The organism is Streptomyces sp. NBC_00376, from assembly GCF_036077095.1.
Classification (GTDB): Bacteria; Actinomycetota; Actinomycetes; order Streptomycetales; family Streptomycetaceae; genus Streptomyces.
In genome coordinates, this window is record NZ_CP107960.1 from 1370444 (window position 1) to 1392908 (window position 22465).

A 22465-nucleotide genomic window follows, 5' to 3' on the forward strand; every position below is an offset into this window, starting at 1 on the left:
GAGGTCGGACGCTGCGCGAAGGGGCGCTGTTCAGGAGAAATCGGCGACGTTGTTCTTGGTGACGACCTTGACCGGCACCTTCACCGTGCTGTCGACCTTCTTGCCCTCAGCGGCCTTCACCGCGTTCTGCACGGCGATCCGGCCCAGTTCCTTCGGCTGCTGGGCCACGGACGCGTACAGCGTTCCCGCACCAACCGCCTTCAGACCGTCGGGAGTTCCGTCGAATCCGACGACGGAGACCGATTTGCCCGCCTTGCTGCCGAGCGCCCGGACCGCACCGAGCGCCATCTCGTCGTTCTCGGCGAAGACACCGGTGATCCCGGGGTGGGACTGGAGCAGGTTGGTCATGACGTCCAGCCCCTTCGTGCGGTCGAAGTCCGCCGGCTGCTTGGCCACGACCTTGATGCCCGGATACGCCTTGAGCCCCTCGGCGAAGCCCGCGCCGCGCTCACGGCTGGCCGAGGTACCGGCCGTCCCCTGCAGCACGACGATGCCGCCCTTGCCGCCGAGCCGGTCGGCCAGCGCCTTGGCGGCGAGCCTGCCACCGGCGACGTTGTCGGATGCCACGAGCGTCGCGGTCCGTGCCTTGTTGACCCCTCGGTCGGCGGCGACCACCGGGATGTCCGCCTTGTTGGCGCCCCGGACGGCGGGGCCCGCCGCATCCGAGTCCACCGGATTGACGATGATCGACTTCATGCCCGAACTAGTGAAGTTCTGGAGCTGGTTGGCCTGCTGCGAGGCGTCGTTCTGCGCATCGGTGACGGTGAGGTCGACCCCGGCCGTCTTCGCCTCCGCCTGCGCGCCCGCCTTCATCTGCACGAAGAAGGGGTTGTTGAGCGTGGAGAGCGACATGCCCACCTTGGTGTTGCCGCCGGAGGAACCGGAGTTGAAGTAGGACACCGCGCCGACGACGACGGCCACGCACAGTGCGGTGATGCCGAACTTGACCGCGCCCGCCCCCTTGCGGCCGGATCCCGGCGAGCCCGGCGCGGCGGACGAACCGCCCGGTGCGACGGCTCCGGATCCGGCCTTGCGGCGGACGGTGTCCAGCAGCACCGCGAGGGCGATGACGACACCGATGACGACCTGCTGCCAGAAGGCGGACACGGAGAGGAGGTTCAGCCCGTTGCGCAGCACGGCGAGGATGAGCGCGCCGATCAGCGTCCCGGACGCCTTCCCGACACCGCCGGCGAGGCTGGCGCCGCCGATGACGACCGCGGCGATCGCGTCGAGTTCGTACCCCTGCGCGGCCTGCGGCTGCGCGGAGGTCAGCCGGGAGGCGAGGACGACGCCCGCGACGGCGGCGAAGAGCCCGGAGAGGGCGTAGATGGCCAGCTTCTGCCGCTTGACGCGCAGTCCGGAGAGGCGGGCCGCCTCCTCGTTGCCGCCGATGGCGTACATCGAACGGCCGATGTAGGTGCGGGCCAGGATCAGCGCCGCGATCAGTCCCATCACGACCATCACGAGGACGGGGACGGGCAGCCAGCCACCGAGCGTGTCGCCGAGCACGGAGACCGAGCCGGGGAAGTCGATCGGCTTCCCCTGGGAGATGACCAGGGACAGACCTCGCGCGATCGACAGCATCGCCAGGGTCGCGATGAACGGCGGCAGTTTGCCGTACGAGACGAGGGCCCCGTTGACGAAACCGCAGGCGATTCCGGTGACGACGGCGAGGACGAGCGCCAGCCAGACCGGCAGCCCCTGCGAGGTGGCCGACCAGGCGAGGACCGTCGCGGAGAGCGCGGCCACCGAGCCGACGGACAGATCGATGCCCGCCGAGACGATGACGAAGGTGACACCGAAGGCGAGGATCGCGGTGACGGCGGCCTGTACACCGACGTTCAGCAGGTTCTGCGTGGTCAGGAAGTCGCCGGAGAGCAGCGACATCGCCACCAGGAGTACGACCAGGGCGCTCAGTGCGCCGTTGTCGAGCAGGAGCCGGCGGACCGTGCGCCCTGCGGCGCCACTGGCGCCCGTATCGCTCTTGAGCGTGTCAGTGGCCACGGGGGCTCTCCTCTTCGTTCGCTGCCGGACCGGTCGGGCCGGCCGGCAGATGTGTCATGGGGGCCGCGCTGACGGCGAGGGCCATCACGGCGTCCTGGGTGGCTTCGTGCGCGGGGAGCTCTCCGGCGATCCGGCCCTGGGACATGACCAGCACCCGGTCGCTCATGCCGAGGACTTCGGGCAGATCGCTGGAGATCATCAGAACCGCGTGGCCCGATGCGGTCAGTTCGTTGATGAGCTGATAGATCTCGACCTTGGCGCCGACGTCGATGCCGCGCGTCGGCTCGTCGAGGATCAGCACTCTGGTGTCGGCGAGCAGCCACTTGCCGATGACGACCTTCTGCTGGTTGCCGCCGGAGAGCGTACGGACGTGCTGGCCGAGACCCGCCATCCGTACGCCGAGCTGTTCGGCGATCCGGGCGGCGGCCAGGCGCTGCCCCTTGAGGTCGACGAGTCCGGAGCGGCTCGCCGAACGCAGGGTGACCAGGCCGAGGTTCTCCTGCACCGAGGCGTCGAGCACCAGGCCCTGCCCCTTGCGGTCCTCGGGTACGAGGCCGATCCCGGCGCCCATCGCGGCGGTGACGTCGTGCTTGGCCAGCCGCTCACCGAGGACGTCCACGGTGCCGCCGTCGTAGGGGTCGGCGCCGAAGACGGCGCGGGCGACCTCGGTACGGCCCGCGCCGACGAGACCGGCGAGACCGACCACCTCACCGGCCCGCACCTCGAAGCTGATGTCGTGGAAGACACCGTTGCGGGTCAGACCGCGCACCGCGAGCAACGGCTCGCCGGTCTCGGGGCGTTCACGGGGGTACTGCTGGTCGATGCTGCGTCCCACCATCAGCTGTACGAGCTCCGCCTCGGGCGTCGAGGCCGGGACCCGGTCGATGCTCCGGCCGTCGCGCAACACCGTGACCCGGTCGCCGAGCGCCGCGATCTCTTCGAGGTGGTGGGTGATGAAGACGACCCCGACCCCGTCCTCGCGCAGCTGCCGCACGATCCGGAAGAGCTTGTCGACCTCTTCCGAGGTGAGGACCGCGGTCGGCTCGTCCATGATCAGGACACGCGCGTCCAGACTGAGCGCCTTGGCGATCTCCACCATCTGGAGCCTGGCGATGCCCAGTTCACGGACCTTGGCCTTCGGCGAGACGTGCAGGCCGACCCGGCGCAGCAGCACCTCGGCGTCCGCCTCCATGCGGCGGCGGTCGATCATCCCGAAACGGCGCGGCTGCCGGCCGAGGAAGATGTTCTCGGCGACCGTCAGATCGGGCACCAGGTTGAACTCCTGGTAGATCGTCGCGATGCCGAGCCGTTCGGCGTCCTGCGCGCTGTGGATGCGGACCTCGCGCCCCTGGGCGAAGATCCGCCCGCTGTCCGGGCGGTAGGCACCGGAGAGCATCTTGATGAGGGTGCTCTTGCCCGCTCCGTTCTCGCCGAGCAGGACATGCACCTCGCCGCTGCGCAGGTCGAAGTCGACGCTGTCCAGCGCGACCACACCGGGGAAGGTCTTGCGTACGCCTTCGATGCGCAGCAACTCGTCCGGCTTGCTCACAAGTTGCTCCTCTGGTCCGAAGCGGGCTCGCCGCAGGAACGGCGTACGACGAGGCGGGCGGGAAGGGTGACGGACTGCGGGGACCGGCCCTCGACGATGTCGACCAGTGCGCGGACGGCGGCGCGGCCGAGTTCGCCGGTCGGCTGGGCGATCGCGGTGATCGGCGGGTCGGTGTGGACGAACCACGGGATGTCGTCGAATGCGGCGAGCCCGATGTCCTGCGGGACGCGCAGGCCGGCGGCGCGGATGGCGTCCAGGGCGCCGAGCGCCATCAGGTTGTCGGCGGCGAAGACGATCTCGGGCGGCTCGGGAAGCGCCAGGAAGCCTTCGGTGACGCGCCGGCCGCTGTCCGCCTGGAAGTCGCCCTGGCCGATGTAGACCTCCGGCAGGCCGAGCTCGTGCGCGCGCAACGCCTCGCGGAAGGCCTCGACGCGCTCGTCGCCCGTGGTGGTGGCCGCGGGGCCGGCGATGATCGCGAGCCTGCGGCGGCCCAGCGCGTACAGATGGGCGACCAGGTCGCGGATCGCGTGGCGGCCGTCGGCGCGTACTACGGGGACGTCGACGCCGGGCATCCAGCGGTCCACGAAGACCATCGGGGTTCCGGCGCGCGCCACGTCCGCCATCAGCGGGGAGTCGCCGTCGGCGGGAGAGACGAGGAGCCCGTCGATCCTTCGGTCGAGGAGCGTGCGGACGTGGTGGTCCTGCAGCTCCGGCCGCTCGTCGGCGTTTCCGATGATGACGCTGTAGCCGAGGGCGCGGGCCTCCTCCTCGACGAAGCGGGCCAGCTCGGTGAAGTACGGATTGAGCACATCACTGATGACCAGGCCGAGGGTGCGCGTCTGATCGGTGCGCAGCGAACGGGCGACGGCGTTGGGCCGGTAGCCGAGGGCGTCGACGGCGGCGAGGACCCGGGTCCGCGCGTCCGGGCTGACGGAGGGATGACTGTTGAGAACGCGGGAGACCGTGGCGACAGAGACCCCTGCCTGAGCCGCGACGTCCTTGATGCTCGTCACGTCCGGACCACCTCCTTGTGGTTTCCGTGAGCCTCGAAACCAGCGGGCCGAACCCGTGGAATCGATTACACGGAAGATTGGAAACGATTACACGGCCGAAAACAAGCCCCCACCCGTTGTCCGAGACCGGATCGTGACGAGCGGGACGGAAGCGCGGGCGGCGGAGAGAAAGCTCACCGAGGAGCCGACGAGGCCCGAGCAGCTGGAACGGTTCGGTTCTTCTTCCCGGACGATGCGGACCGGGACCTGATCGCCCTGCGGCGGACGAAGCACCACCAGCTGGAGCGGGTGCGCCGGCCGCCGACGACCGGGACGGCGTTCGCCCACGCGCCGGAGCGGGTGGCCGAGATCGGCTCGTTCAGCTCGGCCGGCTGAGGCTGTCGCAGATCCCGCCGAACCGGACGGCGGCGCCGGCCCGGCAGGCGCTGGGGCCGAAGGCGCCGCTGCCGGAACGGGCGGCGGAGCCCAAGCGTACGGCGATGCTCACCACGGTTGTGCGGCACCTGGAGGCGAAGGCGATCGACGAGGCCCTGGCCCTGTTCCTGGTCCTCATGGCCACCCGGTTGCCGGGCACCGCGAAGCGGAAGACGGAGAAGGTGAGGCTGTCGACGCTGCTGCAGCTGGAGAAGACGTCGCGCACCGGGGCGAAGCCGTCGCGCGCGACTTCCTGGTTGCCCACCTGCAGCCTTTGCGGGCCGTCGCCATTCCATCGGCACCCTGAACAATCCCGGGACCAGCGGTTCCGGAGGAAACTCGAGAACCACGCGCGAATCTCGAAGAACTTGAGCAACACCGGCGAAGCCCGACCGCGCGGACGCGATTCACGGAACACCGCTGAACGCCCCAGTTCGTCCGGCTGCGGGTTCAACCGGCGCGCTCAGTGCTCGGCTGCCCTGCGGTGGTGTTCCTCGCGGTGGGCGAGTACGTCGGTCATGTGCGTTTCGGCCCAGTCCTTGAGGCCGGCCATGACGTGGTTCAGGGACAGACCGAGGTCGGTCAGTTCGTAGGTGACGGTGACGGGCACGGTGGGCGTGACGGTACGGGTGACCAGGCCGTCTACTTCCAGGGAACGCAGGGTCTGGGTGAGCATCTTCTGGCTGGCGCCCGCGAGCCGGCGGGACAGTTCGGAATAGCGCATCGACCGGGGCCCGTCCTCGTGGTCGACCCCGGGGCGGTGCGGGCCGTCGCTGCCGAGCGCCGCGAGGATCAACGCGACCCACTTGTCGGAGATTCGGTCCAGCAACTGGCGGCTGGGGCAGCCCTCCATGAACGCGTTGTAGCTCGCCTTCGCCTCAGCCCGCTGCTGAGCCGCCGTCTGCGTCGACATCGATCTCCCCTTCCGTACCTGGCGGCAGCTTACGCACTTTCAAGTGCCTTCTTCCGCCGCGGAATCCACGAAACGAGCATGGGAGCACGGAAACGATCACCCCACCGCAAAGGAACAAAACCATGGGCACCGCCACCTTCCGCACCGCCGTCGTCCGCATCCCGAACGGGCCCGACTCGATCGAGGTCATCGAGGCGCCCGTCGTCGAGCCCGGCCCCGGCCGGATCCGCGTCGCGATCGCCGCCGCGACGGTCAACCCCACCGATCTCGGCGTCGCGGCGGGCTTCTTCCACTCGATGGGGCTGGTCGATCAGCCCGAACACACGGGCCTGGGATGGGAGTTCGCCGGCATCCTGGACGCGGCCGGGCCGGGCGTCGACCTGGCCGTCGGCACCCGGGTGGCCGGCCTGGTGGTCGGCTTCGACCGCGACTACGGCACCTACGCCGAGCAGATCGTGGTCTCGGCGGCCGACGTCGTCCCGGTCCCCGACGAGCTGGACCTGCTGTCCGCGACCACGGTCCCCCTCAACGGGCTGGCCGCCGCGCAGGCCGTCGACCTGCTCGGCGACACGCCCGCCGGGGCCGCCCGGCTGCTGGTGACCGGCGCCGCGGGGGCGGTCGGAGCGAACGTCGCCGTCCTGGCCCGGGAGCGCGGCTGGCGGGTGACCGGGCTCGCCCGCACCGGCGACGAGGAATTCGTCCGCGGCCTCGGCGCCGACTTCACCACGCACGCCGAGCCGGAATGGGACGCAGTCGTCGACCCCGCCCAGCTGAATGAAGAAGCGCTCGAGCTGGTCCGCGACGGCGGGGCCTACGTCGGGCTGCGGCCGGGCCTCGAACCGCCCGCCGAGCGCGGGATCTCGGTCGCCTCCGTGTTCACCGCCTTCGACGGCGCGCGACTGGCCGGCCTCCTCACCCGCGCCGCCTCGGGCGAACTCCCGGCCCGCGTCCACGCGGTCGTCCCCCTGGACCGGGCCGCCCAAGCCCACCGGGCCACCGCCAAGGGCGGCCTCCGCGGCCGCTACATCATCTGCCCCTGACCGGCCCGACGCCGAGTGCGCCGTCGATCCGTTCCGTTCCGCCCCGCCCCGCCGTACAACACCCTCAGGAGACCTGCCATGACCATGAAGCGCCTCGCCACCGTCCTCGCCGTCCTCGGCGGCCTGTTCCTCCTCTACACCGGGATCAGCTTCCTGCTCGCACCGCAGCCGACGGCCGAAGGGTTCGGGCTGCCGACCTGGCCGCAGGACCAGGGGGAGGGCTTCCTGGCGGTCAAGGGCATGCGGGACATCGGCTTCGGACTGGTGATACTCGCGCTGCTGCCGGCCGGGCAGCGCAAGGCGCTCGGGGTGGCGATGGCGGCAATGGCCGTCGTCCCGGTCGGCGACATGCTGATCGTGCTGAACGCAGGCGGCCCGGCGGCGACCGCGTACGGCGTCCACGGACTGGCTGCGGCGACGGTCGCCGTGACCGCGGGACTGCTGCTGCGCGAACGGCCGGCAGCCGCCTGAGGTCCGCACGAAAGTGGATCTCGATCCGGGGTGGCCGTCGTGCGGGACGGGAATCCTGACCGAGGGTCGACGGGCCGTGCTGGAGCCGTTGTTGCCGGCCGCGCACAAACGCGGCCGGCCGACCGCGCGCGCATCCGCATCCACATCCACATCCACATCCGCAGCGAGAAGGCCCTCACCTGGGGCGGCAGACCGGTGGCCGCCGCGGCCTGACTAGAGCGATGCCCGCACGGCTGCCCCCGCGGAGACGACATCCAGGTCGATCACGACCTCCTCACCCTCCCATCGGCCGCGCTCCGAGATCACCAGGCCGATCAGCGCCAAATCACCAGCCTGGTCCCGCAGCGCGTACTGCTCATGGGTCTCCTCACCGAGGTCACCCGACTCGTCACGCTCCCAGGCGTCCACCGCGGCCTCGGCCACAGCCCTGGGCAGTCGCACCGTGACACGGCCGACCTGGGCGTCGACATGCTCCCCGATCGCGGCCAGCACTTTCGCGTCTTCCCGATACCGGACGTACACCTCTTCATCCACCACAGGACGAGGCTACTCAGACCGCTGGACCTGTCTCGACCGAATTGCCCCGGCGAACCCATGCGGTCACAGCACCAGCAACAGCTCACCGATAGGTCTTCGGCGGACTCGCCTTCCACGCCCGGTCGAGGGAATCGTCCCAGGTGCCGTCCCGGTCGAAACTCGCGGCACGGCAGCCACGGGACATGGGCGCCGCAGCGCTGTGGCGCCAGGGAGCGTCCCCGATCCGGGCTATGGCGTGGCCACAGTGCCGGCAGGCCGTATGCCCCATCAACTCATCATTCAGCCGCTCGAATTGCGCGGTGCGGTCCGCCACCTCCTCTTTGATGCCCCGCAGTACTTCCTCGGCACTGGACACCCCCGCCGACCTGATGATGTCGCGCACCAGTGCCGCAGCCTCGATCGCGATGTCGGCCCGCCGTGCGGCATCGACCAGGCTCTGCGCACCATCGCTGTCGGGTGACTTGCGCACCGCCCGTTCCGCCAGTTCAACCGACGGACGGCTCGACACCGCCGACCGGTCGTTGCCGGCCTCGTGCTCCGCAACTCCGTCCCTCAGGCGTCTGCGGGCCACTTCGAAGGCCCATGCCTCGGTGGATGCCTTCTTGGAAACGTTGAAGTGAGTGCTGGTGGCCGAGTCCATCACCGTGTGGAACTCTTCCATCAGCGCTCCCCAGTGGTAGCCGCCGGCGAAGTCCTCCGGGCACCAGCCGTAGTGACGCACGAGTTCGTCACGGACCCGGTCGAAATGACGCAGGCTCTTCCGCACCGGTCCGCGCGTCTCGATGTGGAGGCCGACGCGTTCCGCCTTCGCCAGCATCTCCGGGTCCACGCCTTCCCACTTCATATGGCCGTCGCGTTCACAGGCATAGTCGACCCAGGACCAGAACGCCTCGGCGTCCGCGACATCGGGTGCATCGCGGTGATGGCGCGGGCAGAGGAGGGCGAAGTTGCGCACATCGTTGGAACCGCCGAGCGACTCCGGGACTACATGGGCCCTCTCCACCGGCGCCTGCCAGCAGATCAGGCAGATCGGCTCATCGAGACCGAGGTAGTCGGCGATGGCCCGGACCGGGGGTCTGGACCGGCGCCCGTCAGGGCTGTTGTCCCGGTTGCGTACGCGCAGCTCTCGGTGGTCGTAGGAGTGTTCACGGTCGGGGTCTCGTATGCCGAGGAGGTCAGGGATGTCCTCGCGTTGCGGCTCGGGGTTCCTCACGTGGTAGATCGGTGTGCTGATCTCCGTGAGATACGGGCCGAGGAACCCCGGCAGGAACTCGTTGATGATCTCCAGGGCATCGGCGTCGTAGTCACCGGCGGCGTTGCGGTGCCCCTGGATGTCGAGGTAGACGTAACGCGGGGCGCCAGGGCTTGTCGCTGCGGCTTTTTGGAGGATCGAGAAGAGGCGGGTGGCGCACTTGGTGAAGTCCTCTTCGACCCGCATGTCGTGATACATCGCGATGCCCTTCGGCTTCGCACCGTCTCCCGGCCGCCCAGCAGGGCCTACGTTCTGCATGACCTCGGGGCGAGACGACTGAGCCGCCATCGGCTTCTGCTGGTCATCGCTCATGGGCGCACGCTAGCCGCTGCCTCTGACAGTCGGGGTTCACGGCGACTGCCCCGGGCCCGAACGGCGCGCACCAGGGCACTCCTGGTCACCCGTCGGTCACTGCTTCAGCGTGCTCGGCGGAGCGGCTTCATGCCTTCATGCCACAACGCGCATAGCCGCAACCTCGCATGAACGGGACCAGGTGACGCACCGCACGCACGTCGTGACGGCCGGATCGGCCTGTCACTCCTGGTCCGACCAGGAAGTTCGCTCGGCTGCTGGTCACGCGGCTGGTCGCGCCACAGCCGGAGAAACAGAAAAACCCCAGGTGAGCTGGGGTTTCTACTGGTGTCCGAGGGGGGACTTGAACCCCCACGCCCGATAAAGGGCACTAGCACCTCAAGCTAGCGCGTCTGCCATTCCGCCACCCGGACCAGGTGGTCGGCCCCGGTTTCCCGCGGCGACATGGAAAACAATACCAGGGGTTCAGGGTGGCTCTCACCTGCATTTCCGGTGGTCAGTGCGGTGCAGCGGATCCGGTCGACGTGATCCCGCGGCATCTCGCCCGCTCCACCCACGATCCGTAGTCACACCCGTACGCTTGGTGCAAGACCGCCCGGCAATCGCGGCATCAGAAACGTACGACGACGGTCCTCCCGCCCTTTGCGAGGAGGACCGTCGTACGCGCGGGTCCTAGCAGCCCTTCCGGCGCAGGGTGTGGAGGTAGGCAGCCGAGCGGCGGGCCGTGGTGAAGGAGTCGACTATCGGCTGGTCGTGCTCCACCTGCCAGTGGTGGTCTCGGCGGCCGCCGTGGGTCCTGGTGACGGCGGAGAGGAACTTCTTGTAATCGATGTCGCCGTCCCCGACGTCCACCATGCGGTAGCCGTCGCGGGCCGCGATGTCGTGCTCGCCGTCCTTGACGTGGAAGAGCGGGTACCGGCCGGGCTGTTTCAGTACGTAGTGCAGCGGGTCGAAGGTGTCGGGGGTGCCGTCGGCCCGCTTGCCGAACCGGAACTGGCCGACGTAGGCCCAGTAGATGTCCATCTCGAGGAAGACGAGGTCGGGATCGGTCTCGGCGAGCAGTACGTCGTAGAGGCGGACGTCGGGCCGGTCGGTGGCGAAGGAGAACTCCTCGGCGTGGTTGTGCTGGTAGAACTTCATGCCGCGCTCCCTGGCCGCGGCCCCGTAGGCGTTGAAGTCGGCTGCGGCGCGCTTCCAGGCGTCGACCGTCGATCCGTAGCGGAACGGCCCCGAGGCGGTGCCGATGTGCTTGAGGCCGAGGGCCTGGGCGTCGTCGAGGACCTTGGTGAGGTTCTGCGCGAAGGTGTAGGCGTTCGGGTTGTTGTTGTCGTAGTAGCCGACGTGGCTGCCGATGCCCTTGAGTCCGTGGTCGCGGGTGAGCTGCTTGAGCTGGGCGAGGGTGATGGCCCCGGCCGAGCCCTGGGTGTAGCCGGCGTACTCGACCTCGTCGTAGCCGTACGCCTCGAGTTCGGCGAAGACCTTGTCGAAGCCGAGGGTCGAGACCTTGTCGCGGAGGGTGTAGAGCTGGATCCCGAGACGGCCGGGCGGCAGCAGGGGGTCGCCCTGGGGCTTGCCCTGGGCGGTGGCGGCCGGGGCGGCGGCGCCGAGAAGGGCGGCTGCGGTGGCTCCGGCTGCCACGCCGAGCATGGAGCGCCGGCTGAGCTTGTGGGCGAGCTCGGCGTCGACGGGGGTGGGGCGACTCATGGAGGAACTCCTTCTGGGGGCGGGACGTTGTCAGTGCAGTCCGGCAAGCTCGAGAAGCAAGGACTTCACTTCGGTGGCCCGGACGGGGCCGGTGAACGCGTGGGGGGTGGAGCACAGGATGAGCGGACCTTCTTCGTCGCTCCGCGGAAGGCGGCCGTGGCTGCCGCGAATAGGTGACGGGTCCAGCGGCACGACCGCCATGCGATAGCGCATGCCCAGCTTCTTGCGGGCGACGGCCGTTGCCGCCTTGACCTTGACGTACGGGTCCTGGGGGTCCAGGAAGAGTTCGACCGGGTCGTAGCCGGGTTTGCGGTGGATCTCGACGAGCCGGGCGAAGTCGGGCGCGCGGGCGTCGTCGAGCCAGTAGTAGTACGTGAACCAGGCATCCGGCTCCGCGATGGCGACCAGCTCGCCCGAGCGCGGGTGGTCCAGGCCGTGTGCCTTCTTGCCCTCGTCGTCGAGGAGCTGCTCGATGCCCTGGACGTCCCGGAGGGCTTCGCGGGTGGCTTCGAGGTCCTCGGCGCGGCGTACGTAGATGTGTGCGATCTGGTGGTCGGCGACGGCGAAGGCCCGGGAAGCCATCGGGTCCAGGTACTCCATGCCGTCCTGGGTGTGGACCTCCAGGAGGCCGGCGCGGCGCAGGGCCCGGTTGATGTCGACGGGCCGGTCCACGCGGGTGATGCCGTATTCGGAGAGGGCGACGACGGTGCGGCCTTCGCGGCGGGCGTCGTCCAGGAGGGGGGCCATGGCGCGGTCGAGTTCGGCCGCGGCCCGGTAGGAGCGCGGGTCGTCGGGGCCGTAGCGCTGGAGGTCGTAGTCGAGGTGCGGGAGGTAGCACAGGGCCAGATCGGGGCGGCGGGTGTCGAGGATGTGCCGCGTCGCGTCGATGATCCACTGCGAGGAGACGAGGTCGGCGCCGGGGCCCCAGAAGTGGAAGAGGGGGAATGTGCCGAATTTCTCGGTGAGTTCGTCGTGCAGGGCGGGCGGCCGGGTGTAGCAGTCGGGTTCCTTGCGGCCGTCGGCGTAGTAGACGGGGCGCGGGGTGACGGTGATGTCGGTGTCGGCGCCCATCGCGTACCACCAGCAGATGTTGGCGACGGTGTAGCCGGGGTGGGCGCGACGGGCGGCGTCCCAGAGCTTGTCGCCCGCGACCAGGCCGTTGTGCTGGCGCCAGAGCAGGACGTCGCCGAGCTCGCGGAAGTACCAGCCGTTGGCGACGATGCCGTGCTCGGCGGGGGTGCTGCCGGTGAGGAAGGTGGACTGGGCGGCACAGGTGACGGCAGGGAGGACGGTGCCGAGGGGGGCACGGGTGCCCGACTGCCCCAGGGCCTTGAGGTGCGGCATGTGGTCGAGGAGCTGCGGGGTGAGGCCGACGACGTCTACGACGAGGAGAGGGGTGGGTGTGACGGTCCCGGCGGGCTGCTCGGCTGTGGTCATGGGAGCTCCTTGAGGCCGAGGTCGACCAGGAGGTCGCGGGCGAGGGTGAGTTCGGCGGCGATGCCGTCGGCGAGCTGGGTGCGGGTACGGGGGCGAAGCGCGGCCGGGAGCGCCTGCCAGGTGTACGTCTCGACCTCCAGGTGCCTGGTGAGGGGGTGTCCGCCGCCCACCAGGCGGGTCAGTGCGGATCGGAGTACGGGAAGGGTGGAGGTGAGCGGTGGTGCGGGTGGTGTGTGCAGGGGGACGTGGAAGTGGGCGCGCCAGGGGGCCCCGTCCGGCAGGGCCCGGCCGGTGACGGCCTCGTCGAGGTCGTCGGTGCCGCGCAGTCCGGCGGCGGTACGGGTGCGGGTCTGGTGCAGGAAGCGGGGTTCGGCGAAGGCGGCGAGTGCGGTGCGTACCTCGGGGAGGTGGGGGTGTTCGGCGTGCAGTGCCGCGGAGAGCTGTGCCTTGGCGATCGGGATGCCCGCCGCGCCGAGCGCGTCGACGGCGGTGCCGGGGTCCTCGAAGGAGGTGGCGAGGTGGCAGGTGTCGATGCAGATGCCGATGCGTGGGTGTCCGACGGCGGTGAGCGGGGCGATGGCGTCGGCGGTGGTCTCGACGGTGCAGCCCGGCTCGGGTTCGAGGCCGATGCGGATGGATTTGCCGGTGAGTTCGGCGAGTGCGTCGAGGCGTTCGCCGAGGGTGGTGAGCGCGGTGTGTGCCGTGCGGGCCGCTTCCGGGTCCGAGGCGAAGGGGGTGCGCCAGGCGATCGGGAGGGTGGAGATGGTTCCTTCGGTGGCGTCGTCCGGGAGCAGGCCGGCCAGGAGCCGGGCGAGGTCGGTGGTGTGGGCGAGCCGCTCCGGGTCCGTCCAGTCCGGCTTGTACACCCGGTACTTGACCTCGTCGGCGCCGAACCCCTCGTACGGGAAGCCGTTGAGGGTGACGACCTCCAGGCCGCGGCGGTCCAGTTCGGCGCGCAGGGACCGCAGCTCGGCCGGGTCGTTGATCAGGGTGCGGGCGGCGTCCCTGGCGAGCCAGAGGCCGATGCCGAGCCGGTCCCGGCCGAGGCGTCTGCGGACGGGTTCGCAGTGGTCGCGCAGTTGGGCGCGGACGCCGTCGAGCGTCTCGGCGGGGTGGACATTGGTGCAGTACGAGAGGTGGACGGTGGAGCCGTCGGGATGGCGGAAGCGCATCGCCTCACTCCCCGCCGCGCAGGATGGAGTTGCCTTCGTGGAGCGGTTGTGGCGTGGCGGTGCCGAGCTGGAGCCGGCCGCTCTGCCCGTAGAACTCGACGGGGTTGCGCCAGAGCACCTTGTCGACGTCGTCGTCGTCGAACCCGGCGGCGAGCATCGCGTCGCCCACCTTGCGGGTCTTGAGCGGATCGCTCCGGCCCCAGTCGGCGGCCGAGTTGACCAGCACCTTCTCGGTGCCGTGGGTCCTGAGGATCGCGACCATGCGTTCCTCGTCCATCTTGGTGTCGGGATAGATGGAGAAGCCGGCCCAGCAGCCGCTGTCCCTGGCGTCCTTCACGGTCGTCTCGTTGAGGTGGTCGAGCAGCACCCGCTCCGGGGGAAGGCGGGACTCGCGGATGACGTCGATGGTGCGGTGCAGCCCGGCGAGCTTGTCCCGGTGCGGGGTGTGCACGAGGGCGGGCAGGCCATGGTCGGCGGCGAGCTGGAGCTGGGCGGCCAGGGCGGTGTCCTCGGCCGGGGTCATGGAGTCGTAGCCGATCTCGCCGACGGCGACGACGGAGTCCTTGACGAGATAGCGGGGCAGGGCGTCCAGGACGGGGACGCAGCGCGGGTCGTTCGCCTCCTTGGGGTTGAGGGCGAGCGTGCAGTGGTGGGCGATGCCGTACTGGGCGGCGCGGAAGGGCTCCCAGCCGAGCAGGGCGTCGAAGTAGTCGAAGAAGCTGGCGGGCGAGGTACGGGGCTGGCCGAGCCAGAAGGAGGGTTCCACGAGGGCGCGGACCCCCGCGTCGTACATCGCCTGGTAGTCGTCCGTGGTGCGGGAGGTCATGTGGATGTGCGGGTCGAAGATGCGCATCAGGACTCCTCCGTGGGGGCGGCGGCACCGGGGGTGGTGAGTTCGAGGACGCGGGTGAGGCCGGCGGGGACACTGCGGCCCGCCGCGATGCGTTCGGCGGCGAAGTCGCCCAGCATGCGGGCGAGTTCGGCGTCGCCCCGGGCGCGTCGGGCCAGTCCGCCGACGGCTTCGACATCGACCCCGGTGAAGAGGCATTTGAGAACGGCGTGGCGCCAGTTGTGCGCATCGAGATGGGTGGCGGCGTACGGGCCGACGGCCGCGGCGATCAGCCGGGTGTCATTGGTGCGCAGGGCGTCCTCGACGAGCGGAAGGGCGGTGGGGCCGAGGTCCAGCCGGTGCAGGGTGAGCAGGACGGCGCGCCGTTCGGCGGCGGTGCCCTGTTCGTAGAGCCTGGTCAGAGCGGGCAGCGTGGCACGGGCTTCGACGAGCAGGAGGGCGCGTACGGAGTCGGCGTGTTCGAGTCCGCACTGCCGGCCGGCCGCGGCATAGCGCAGTTCCCACGGTGGGGCGGCGTAGGGGCTGCCGGGCTGCTCGGTGTCCTGGTGGGAGGCTGCGTGTTCGGCCTCGGCGAGCGCCTCGTCGAGCCAGGCGCGCGCGGCTCCACCGAGCTGTGCGTCGAGGTCCTTGCGGGTCAGCATCGGGGGGTTCGTCGGGGATATCGGCATGGCGTCGCTCCCTTCGGCGGTTTCAGCGGCTCGATGGGCTGTGCTTCGACGGACTGTGACTCGACGGGCTGTGTTTGCGGAGGAAGTCGATCGAGTTGCGGGCGAGTTCGGGGCCGGCATGGGAGTGGCGGGGCAGTTCGACGACGGTCAGGCCCTGGTAGCCGGTGTCCGAGAGGGTGTCGAGTGCTTCGAGTACGGGCGGGAAGTCGATCTCGCCCTCACCGAAGGGGAGGTGTTCGTGGACTCCGCGGCGCATGTCCTCGATCTGGACATGGCGCAGCCAGGGCGCGGCCTCGCGGATGCAGTCGACGGGCATGGCGGGTTCCAGGCACTGGCAGTGGCCGATGTCGAGGGTGAGCCCGAGCGGTGGCGGGTCTCCGCTGAGGACGCGCAGATGGTGGAAGTCGGCGAGCGTGGCGAGGAGGTGTCCGGGCTCGGGTTCGACGGCCAGCGGAATGCCGGAGCGGTCGGCGGCTTCGAGGACCGGGGCGAGGGAGTCGGTGAGCCGCTGCCAGGCGGTGTCGGGGGCGGTGTCCGGTGGAGTGATGCCGCTGAAGCAGTGCACGGCGTGGGCGCCGAGGTCGGCGGCGACGTGGACGGCCCGGACGAGCAGCCGGGTGCGGGCGGCGCGGGCCTCCGGGTCCGGGTCGAGGAGGGAGGGGCCGTGCTTGCGGCGTGGGTCGAGGACATAGCGGGCGCCGGTCTCGACGGTGACACCGAGCCCCAGCTCCTGGAGCCGGGACGCCGCGTGGCGGGTGCGGGCGGCGAGGTCCGGGGCGAGAGGGTCGAGGTGCATGTGGTCGAGGGTCAGGCCGACCCCGTCGTACCCGAGGTCGGCGAGGAGTCCGAGGGCGTCGTCCAGGCGGAGGTCGGTGAGCCCGTTGGTGCCGTAGCCGAGGCGGATCGTCATGTCGGGCTCACCTTCCGGGCGAGGGTGCGGGCGATCGGTACGAGTCCCATGACGGCGAGCGCCGTGCCGACCGCTCCGGTGCGGGCGGCGAGGGCGGCCTGGAGCGGGATCATCGCCCGGATGCCGCCGCCGACGGCGCGCTGGGTGAGCGGCGGGGAGGGGTTGAGCGCGGCGTGCAGGAGCGGAACCGCGGCGGTCCGGACGTAGGAGCCGGTGAGCGCGGTGCGCACGAGGCCGGAAGCGGTGCGGGCGGGGGTTGCGGGTGAGCGATCCGAGAGACGCGGTCGGGGCGACTCGTCCTGCCCGCCGAATCCCTTGTGCGCGCCCGGCTCCTGGTCCTCGCGCCGCGTGTGCAGCGCCGCCGCGCCCAGTGCGGCGACGGCCGCGAGCGCGGCGAGGGGTGCGGTGGTCGATCCGCCGTGTGCCTCGTGCCGGGAGACGGCGGTGACGGCGTAGGTGTGCGCACCGAGCAGACCGGCGGCCGGAAGCGCGCCGAGAACGGAGCCGCGCGCGACCGGAGCCGCACCACGGGCCGATCCCGGAGCCGTCGCCGCACCACCGGCGGATCCCGGCCCCGGGCCTGCCCCCGCCCCCGCACTCGCACCTGAAATCGAACCCGTCCCCGCACCCACGCCCGGAGCCACCGCCCCCGTCGTGCGCCCGGCCCCTCCGGTGGCGGTGGCCCCGAGCAGCAGGTCCAGTCCGCGTGCGGCGGCCATCGCCGCGGGCCCGGCCGGAGTGTGCTTCAGCCGGAGGTCGTACGCCCACACGGTCGCCGCGAGTCCGGTGGCCACCGCGAGGGCCGGGCGGCCGGCCCGGCCGGCGAGCCCCAGCCCTGCGGCGGTCAGCGCGCCCGCCGCCGCGAGCGCCGCAGCGGGTGCGATCCGGCCCGAGGGGATCGGCCGGTGCGGGCGGTCGACGGCGTCCTCCTCGCGGTCGGCCCAGTCGTTGAGCGCCATGCCCGCCTCGTACAGGCAGAGCGAGGCTCCGACGGCGAGCACGGTTCCGCGGTCGGGACGCCGGCCGCTCGCCGCCGCCCCGGCCAGCGCGTCGCCGGGGACGGTGAACAGCGCGGACACCCGTAGCAGTTCGGCCCAGGCACGTGCCGTCATCGTTCCCCCCGCAGCGTCCCGGCGAAGGCGAGCAGCGCCTGATACTGCTCGAAGAGCGCGGCCGGCCCGCCGTCCGGGTCCTTGAAGTAGAAGCCGAGCTGGGGCAGCGGGCCGCTCAGCCCGCGCTCGTGGGCGCGGGCCACCAGCCTGGCGAGGTCCAGGACCAGAGGTGCGGCCAGTGCCGAGTCACAGCCCTGCCAGGTGGTCTGGAGCACCATCCGCGCACCGAGGAATCCGTCGAACGCGATGTGGTCCCAGGCGGTCTTCCAGTCGCCGAGGGCCGGCACGTCGTCGATGTGGACCTCGCCCTCGGGGGCGGTTCCCAGGGTGTCGGCGAGGACGCGTTCCTTGCCCGCGTTCTTGGCGGCCGCCGCGCCCGGGTCGGCCAGCGCCGCTCCGTCTCCGCCGCCCAGCAGGTTGGTGCCCGACCAGGCCCGTACGGGCAGGGCGCGTTGCACGAACATCGGGGCGAGTACGGAGCGGAGCAGCGTCTGGCCGGTCTTGCCGTCGCGGCCCGCGTGAGGAAGTCCGCAGTCCGCGACGGCGTCCTGGAGGGCGGGGGTGCGCAGCCCGGTGGAGGGGGTGAAGTTGATGTAGGGGCAGCCGGCCCGCAGCGCCGCGGCCGCGTAGAGCGAGCTGGCCGGCAGTCGTTGTGCGCCGGGGTCCGGGAGGGGTTCGGTGGACGCCACGTTGATGACGACCGTCCTGGCCAGGTCGTTGCCGCGGGTGAAATCGGTGAGGTCGGCGGCGAAGGCGGTGATGAGTTCCTCGTCGCCGCGGGTGTCGCCGGGCAGTGGTCCGCCGGGCCGGATCCCGGCGTCCGCGGCAGCGAGTTCGGCGCGCACCGCCGACGGGAGTCCGTGCGGCAGCACTCCCCCGGCGGCCAGTGCCTCGGCCCGTTTGGGCAGTGGGCAGCCGACCGTGTCGTGTCCGCCGAAGACGAGTGAGGTGAGTGGGGGCAGCCCGCTGTCGGTGAAAGGTGGGGTCTCGGTGACCATGCCTGCCGCCGGGTGGAGCCCTGCCGCGACCGCCGCGCACCCCGCGGTGGCGGTGGTGGCGACGGAGCCGCGTGCTCCGATGAACCAGACTCCGGTACGTACGGCGGGTGCTGACACGGGCTGCCTCCCTGGCTGGGGGTGCTGGCTGGGCAGAGCGGGTGGCGCTGTGCGACGGAGACGGAAGGGCGGGGCCGGTGGGGCGGTGACGGCGGGCGGGGAGGGGGTCCCTCCGGGCGGGGAGGGGTGGTCCCTTCCCCGCCCGCCGTCGCCGGGGTGGGTGCCCTACGCCGAGGGCAGTTCCTTCAGCTGGATGTTGCGGAACGACACATGGTCATTGGCACCGTGGTTCTGGATGCCGATGTAGCCGCTCTTCAGGCTCCGGACCGGATCGGTGTTGGTGAAGTCGTTGATCTTCACTCCGTTGAGGAAGACCTGGAGACGTTCGCCCTGGACCTTGATCTCGTAGCTGTTCCACTGGCCGGGCGGCCGCAGGACCTGGTCGCGGGCCTTGGCGTTCGCCGCCTTGAAGGTGTAGATCGAGCCCGTGGTGCGGTCGGCCGCGTCCGTGGCGTCGATCTGGACCTCGTACCCGTTGTTCACCGCGGACCAGGGGTCGTCGGACTCCGGGAAGCCGACGAAGACACCGGAGTTGTCGTCGCCCTGCATCTTCCAGTCGAGCTTGAGCGAGTACGAGCCGAGCTCCTTGGCCTGGTAGGTGAGCAGGCCCATGCCGCCCTCGGAGCGCAGTTCACCGTCGACGATGTCGAACTTGCCCGGGCCCGCCTGCTTCCAGCCTTCGAGCGTCTTGCCGTTGAAGATCGACCGGTAGCCGGTGTCGGGCTTGCAGTCGGCCTTCACCTGGCCGGCCGCGTACCGCATGCCGCCGAGGAGCAGCTTGCGGAACTCCGGTTCGGCGTAGGACTCCTTGGTGTGGCCGAGGCCGGTGTAGAAGGAGCGGCCGCCCTGGTAGGTCTGGCACCAGGTGATGGGGTGGTCGCCCTTCATGGTGCCGCCGGTGTAGGTGGTCTCGTCGAGGGTGGCGAGGACCTTGGCCTGACTACGCGGATTGGTGCGGTAGTTGTACCACTCGTCGGTGCGGTTCCACTCGTCGCCGAGGTGCGCGGTGGCCGGGTGGCTGTGGTCCTCGACGCGGACGGTGGCGGGCTGGATGGCGGGGTGCGAGGAGAAGTACGCCCCGACGAGTCCGCCGTAGAAGGCCCAGTCGTACTCGGTGTCCGCCGCCGCGTGGACGCCCATGTAACCGCCGCCGGTGGCCACGTAGTTCTCGAAGGCCTTCTGCTGGTCGGTGTTGAGCACGTCCCCTGTGGTCGAGAGGAAGACGACGGCGTCGTAGCGGGCCAGGTTGCTGGTGGTGAACTGGCCTGCCGTCTCCGTGGCGTCGACGGTGATGTTGCTGTCCTTGCCGAGTTCCTTCAGCGCCGCGATGCCGTCGGGGATCGCGTCGTGGCGGAATCCGGCCGTCTTCGAGAAGACCAGCACACGCTTGGCGGTCTTGTCGGGGGCGCTGTTGGAGAGCTCGAAGTCGTCGATGTCGTAGAGCGCCCCGGCGCCGCCCTTGAAGACCAGGAAGAGTTCGGTGGAGGTCGTCGGGACGCCGCGCAGCGGTACGTCGATGTCCTGGAAGTTGTCCCAGGCACCGGTCACCGGGACGGGTGCGGAGCCGAGGATCTTGCCGGTCGGCGAGCCGGTCCGGACTTCGAGGAAGCCGCCGGCGCCGCCGGAGGAGATCCGCGCGGTCAGCTTGGTGGATCCGGTCAGGAGGTACGGCTTGAAGGAGATCCAGTCGTCGTTGTGGATGTCACCGACCGTCTTGCCGCCGTGGGCGGTCGCCTTGTTCTGCGGGGCGACGCCCTGGGAGGCGCTGTAGTGCTCGGCCTGCCGGTGGCGGGGCTGGAGCTCGGACTGGTCGTGGCCGGACAGGGGGGCCTGGCCGCCTCCGCCGCCGTCGGTGTACGAGGCGTCGATGACGCCGAAGATGTTGGCGTTGGGGTCGTGCCCGCCGTCCATCTCCGTCTTGATGGTTCCGGTGCAGCCGTGCGCCGAGGTGATGGGGTGGCCGTGGCTGTCGTGGCCGAGGATGAAGCGGACCTCGATCTTCGAGCAGTCGATGGTCCCGTCCTCGGGATCGGTGACGGTCACCTTGAACGGGATCTCGTCGCCGAAGGAGAACAGCTGCCCGTCACCGGGGAGTTCCAGCTTCACCTTGGGAGCGGTGTTGCCGACCGTGACATGGACGTTGGCCGAGCCGGTGCGGCCGGTGGGGTCCGTCGCGGTGACGGTGGCGGTGTAGCTGCCGTTCTTCTTGTACGTGTACGTGGGGTCGGCGGCGGTCGATGTGCCGCCGTCGCCGAAGTCCCAGCTGTAGCTGAGCGTGTCGCCGTCGGCGTCGGTGGTTCCGGCCGAGGAGAACGCGACCTTGAGCGGAGCGGTTCCGGAGGTCTTGTTGGCGGACGCCTCGGCGATCGGCGAGCGTCCGCCGGTGGCGTTCTCGATGCGGTAGAGCGCCGAGTTCTGGTCGCCGCCGAAGTAGCCGGTGCCGTAGTCGAGTACGTACAGCGCGCCGTCGGGACCGAACGTCATGTCCATCACCTGGGTTCCCGACCACGGGAAGGCGTTGATGGACTTGACCGTGCCGTCGGTGTCCTGGTCGATGCGCTTGATCCAGCGCCGGCCGAACTCACCGGCGAAGAAGTTGCCGTCGTACGCCTCGGGGAATTTCACCGGCGAGTCGAGGTCGGCGTCGTAGTGGTAGACCGGTCCGCCCATCGGGGACTCCGAGCCGGTGCCGAACTCGGGCACGGACGCGCCGTCGTACGGGATCCAGGCGGGCTGGGCCGGCGGCAGGTCGACCAGACCGGTGTTGTACCGGGAGGTGTTCTTGGGTGCGGCGCAGTCGAAGGCCTCGCCGGAGGTCTTGGTCGCGAAGTCGTAGTCGACGAACGGGTCGTTCTTGCCGGTGCAGAACGGCCAGCCGAAGTTCCCGGCCTTGGTGACGCGGGCGAATTCGACCTGGCCGCCCGGTCCGCGCTTGGGGTCGGCGGCGCCGGCGTCGGGCCCGTAGTCACCGACGTACACGATGCCGGTGGGCTTGTCGACGGTGAAGCGGAAGGGGTTGCGGAAGCCCATCGCGTAGATCTCGGGCCGGGTCTTGTCGGTGCCCGGGGCGAAGAGGTTGCCGTCGGGGACGGTGTACGTGCCGTCGTCGGCGACCTTGATGCGGAGGATCTTGCCGCGCAGGTCGTTGGTGTTCCCGGCGCTGCGGCGGGCGTCGAACACGGGGTTGCGGTCCGGCCGGTCGTCGATCGGGGTGTAGCCGTCGGAGGCGAACGGGTTGGAGTCGTCGCCGGTCGACAGGTACAGGTTGCCCTGCGCGTCGAAGTCGATGTCGCCGCCGACGTGGCAGCAGATGCCGCGCGAGGCCGGGATGTCGAGGACCTTCTTCTCGCTGGCGGTGTCGAGCGTGCCGTCCTCCTTGAGGACGAAGCGCGAGAGCCGGTTCACTCCGTCGAACTTGGCGAAGTCGGCGGCGGTGCCGTTCTCGGGGGCGTCGCCCGAGGGGGTGTCCAGCGGGGGCGCGTAGTAGAGGTAGATCGCCCGGTTCCTGCTGAAGTCCGGGTCGACGCCGACGCCCTGGAGGCCCTCCTCGTCATGGGAGTAGACGGGCAGGACACCGGCGAGCGTGGTGTCGCCGCCACTGTCGGTGAGCCAGAGTTCGCCGCCGCGCGCGGTGTGCAGGACGCTGCGGTCGGGGAGCACCGCCAGCGTCATGGGCTCGCCGGTCTCCGCCACCCCCTTGGCGAGGGTGACCTGCTGGAATTCCTCGGCCGCCGCGTCGGTGGCGGCCGGCGAGGACGGCCCCGTCGCGGCTGCACCGGGCGTGGCTCCCAGGGTCAGGGTGGCCGCGGCGAGCAGACCGCCGGTGAACAGGGCGAGAGATTTGCGGACGCGGAGCCGGGTTCTGCTCCTGTTTCTGGTGGTTCGGTGCACGAGTGTCCTCCGGAGTGTGCCGGTTGTACGGGCGGGGTGCTGCCGTGCCGTTCTGCGCGGGGACTGCCGCGCGGGTCGTTGGGGGTGTGCGGGACACCTGC

Annotated in this window: 17 protein-coding genes, 1 tRNA gene and 1 pseudogene; 3 read left to right on the forward strand and 16 right to left on the reverse strand. The window is 70.6% G+C overall.

The features are described 5' to 3' along the window. Nucleotides 1–30: 30 nt before the first annotated feature. From OG842_RS06255 to OG842_RS06265, 3 genes are read right to left on the reverse strand one after another with little or no spacing between them, the layout of a single operon-like run. Entirely contained in the window at nucleotides 31–2004 is a 1974-nt protein-coding gene (locus OG842_RS06255) for an ABC transporter permease/substrate-binding protein (RefSeq protein ID WP_266728211.1), read from the reverse strand. Continuing rightward, nucleotides 1994–3553 (reverse strand): sugar ABC transporter ATP-binding protein, encoded by a 1560-nt coding sequence (locus OG842_RS06260; protein ID WP_266728213.1) that lies wholly within the window; start codon nucleotides 3551–3553, stop codon nucleotides 1994–1996. The genes OG842_RS06255 and OG842_RS06260 overlap by 11 nt, the downstream gene beginning before the upstream one ends. After that, entirely contained in the window at nucleotides 3550–4566 is a 1017-nt protein-coding gene (locus tag OG842_RS06265; RefSeq protein WP_266728215.1) for a LacI family DNA-binding transcriptional regulator, read from the reverse strand. The genes OG842_RS06260 and OG842_RS06265 overlap by 4 nt, the downstream gene beginning before the upstream one ends. Nucleotides 4567–4842: 276 nt before the next feature. Between OG842_RS06265 and OG842_RS45170 the strand changes: the two are divergent. Beyond that, nucleotides 4843–5225, forward strand: a pseudogene (locus tag OG842_RS45170) (Tn3 family transposase); the annotation flags it as partial. A 218-nt stretch (nucleotides 5226–5443) separates the two neighbouring features. Here OG842_RS45170 and OG842_RS06275 read toward each other — a convergent pair. After that, nucleotides 5444–5893 carry a winged helix-turn-helix transcriptional regulator gene (locus tag OG842_RS06275; RefSeq protein ID WP_266728219.1) on the reverse strand — a complete coding sequence of 150 codons (450 nt, stop codon included), beginning with the start codon at nucleotides 5891–5893 and terminating at the stop codon, nucleotides 5444–5446. A 122-nt stretch (nucleotides 5894–6015) separates the two neighbouring features. Between OG842_RS06275 and OG842_RS06280 the strand changes: the two genes are divergently transcribed. Beyond that, entirely contained in the window at nucleotides 6016–6933 is a 918-nt protein-coding gene (locus OG842_RS06280; protein ID WP_266728221.1) for an NADP-dependent oxidoreductase, read from the forward strand. A 78-nt stretch (nucleotides 6934–7011) separates the two neighbouring features. Beyond that, nucleotides 7012–7404 (forward strand): DUF4267 domain-containing protein, encoded by a 393-nt coding sequence (locus OG842_RS06285; RefSeq protein ID WP_266728223.1) that lies wholly within the window; start codon nucleotides 7012–7014, stop codon nucleotides 7402–7404. 213 nt (nucleotides 7405–7617) lie between these two features. On the opposite strand, the gene OG842_RS06290 is transcribed toward OG842_RS06285, so the two are convergent. The 12 genes from OG842_RS06290 to OG842_RS06345 all read right to left on the reverse strand — a co-directional run bounded on the left by OG842_RS06290 (nucleotide 7618) and on the right by OG842_RS06345 (nucleotide 22364). Beyond that, nucleotides 7618–7941, reverse strand: a complete 324-nt coding sequence (locus OG842_RS06290) for a hypothetical protein (RefSeq protein ID WP_266728225.1) — start codon at nucleotides 7939–7941, stop codon at nucleotides 7618–7620. 82 nt (nucleotides 7942–8023) lie between these two features. After that, on the reverse strand, nucleotides 8024–9505 hold the full coding sequence (locus OG842_RS06295) for an HNH endonuclease (protein ID WP_266728227.1): 1482 nt from the start codon (nucleotides 9503–9505) through the stop codon (nucleotides 8024–8026). Between the two features lie 325 nt (nucleotides 9506–9830). After that, nucleotides 9831–9918: transfer RNA gene (locus tag OG842_RS06300), tRNA-Leu, on the reverse strand. Between the two features lie 259 nt (nucleotides 9919–10177). Next, nucleotides 10178–11209 (reverse strand): sugar phosphate isomerase/epimerase family protein, encoded by a 1032-nt coding sequence (locus tag OG842_RS06305; RefSeq protein WP_266728229.1) that lies wholly within the window; start codon nucleotides 11207–11209, stop codon nucleotides 10178–10180. A 30-nt stretch (nucleotides 11210–11239) separates the two neighbouring features. After that, the gene (locus tag OG842_RS06310; RefSeq protein WP_266728231.1) at nucleotides 11240–12646 is read right to left on the reverse strand and encodes a nucleotide pyrophosphatase/phosphodiesterase family protein; all 1407 of its coding nucleotides are present in this window, start codon (nucleotides 12644–12646) and stop codon (nucleotides 11240–11242) included. Beyond that, entirely contained in the window at nucleotides 12643–13818 is a 1176-nt protein-coding gene (eboE, locus tag OG842_RS06315; protein WP_266728233.1) for a metabolite traffic protein EboE, read from the reverse strand. The genes OG842_RS06310 and eboE overlap by 4 nt, the downstream gene beginning before the upstream one ends. 4 nt (nucleotides 13819–13822) lie before the next feature. Then, the gene (locus OG842_RS06320) at nucleotides 13823–14671 is read right to left on the reverse strand and encodes a TatD family hydrolase (protein WP_266728234.1); all 849 of its coding nucleotides are present in this window, start codon (nucleotides 14669–14671) and stop codon (nucleotides 13823–13825) included. Further along, nucleotides 14671–15309: an EboA domain-containing protein gene (locus OG842_RS06325; protein ID WP_266733458.1), complete on the reverse strand. Its 639-nt coding sequence runs from the start codon at nucleotides 15307–15309 to the stop codon at nucleotides 14671–14673. Before OG842_RS06325 ends, OG842_RS06320 begins: the two co-directional genes overlap by 1 nt. Nucleotides 15310–15358: 49 nt before the next feature. Beyond that, nucleotides 15359–16246 carry a sugar phosphate isomerase/epimerase family protein gene (locus OG842_RS06330; protein WP_266728235.1) on the reverse strand — a complete coding sequence of 296 codons (888 nt, stop codon included), beginning with the start codon at nucleotides 16244–16246 and terminating at the stop codon, nucleotides 15359–15361. Then, a complete protein-coding gene (locus OG842_RS06335; protein WP_266728237.1) occupies nucleotides 16243–17358 on the reverse strand; it encodes an SCO3242 family prenyltransferase in 1116 nt (371 codons plus the stop codon). Before OG842_RS06335 ends, OG842_RS06330 begins: the two co-directional genes overlap by 4 nt. Continuing rightward, a complete protein-coding gene (locus OG842_RS06340) occupies nucleotides 17355–18473 on the reverse strand; it encodes an inositol-3-phosphate synthase (protein WP_266728239.1) in 1119 nt (372 codons plus the stop codon). Before OG842_RS06340 ends, OG842_RS06335 begins: the two co-directional genes overlap by 4 nt. A gap of 165 nt (nucleotides 18474–18638) precedes the next feature. Continuing rightward, nucleotides 18639–22364: a ThuA domain-containing protein gene (locus tag OG842_RS06345; protein WP_266728241.1), complete on the reverse strand. Its 3726-nt coding sequence runs from the start codon at nucleotides 22362–22364 to the stop codon at nucleotides 18639–18641. Between the last annotated feature and the right edge of the window lie 101 nt (nucleotides 22365–22465).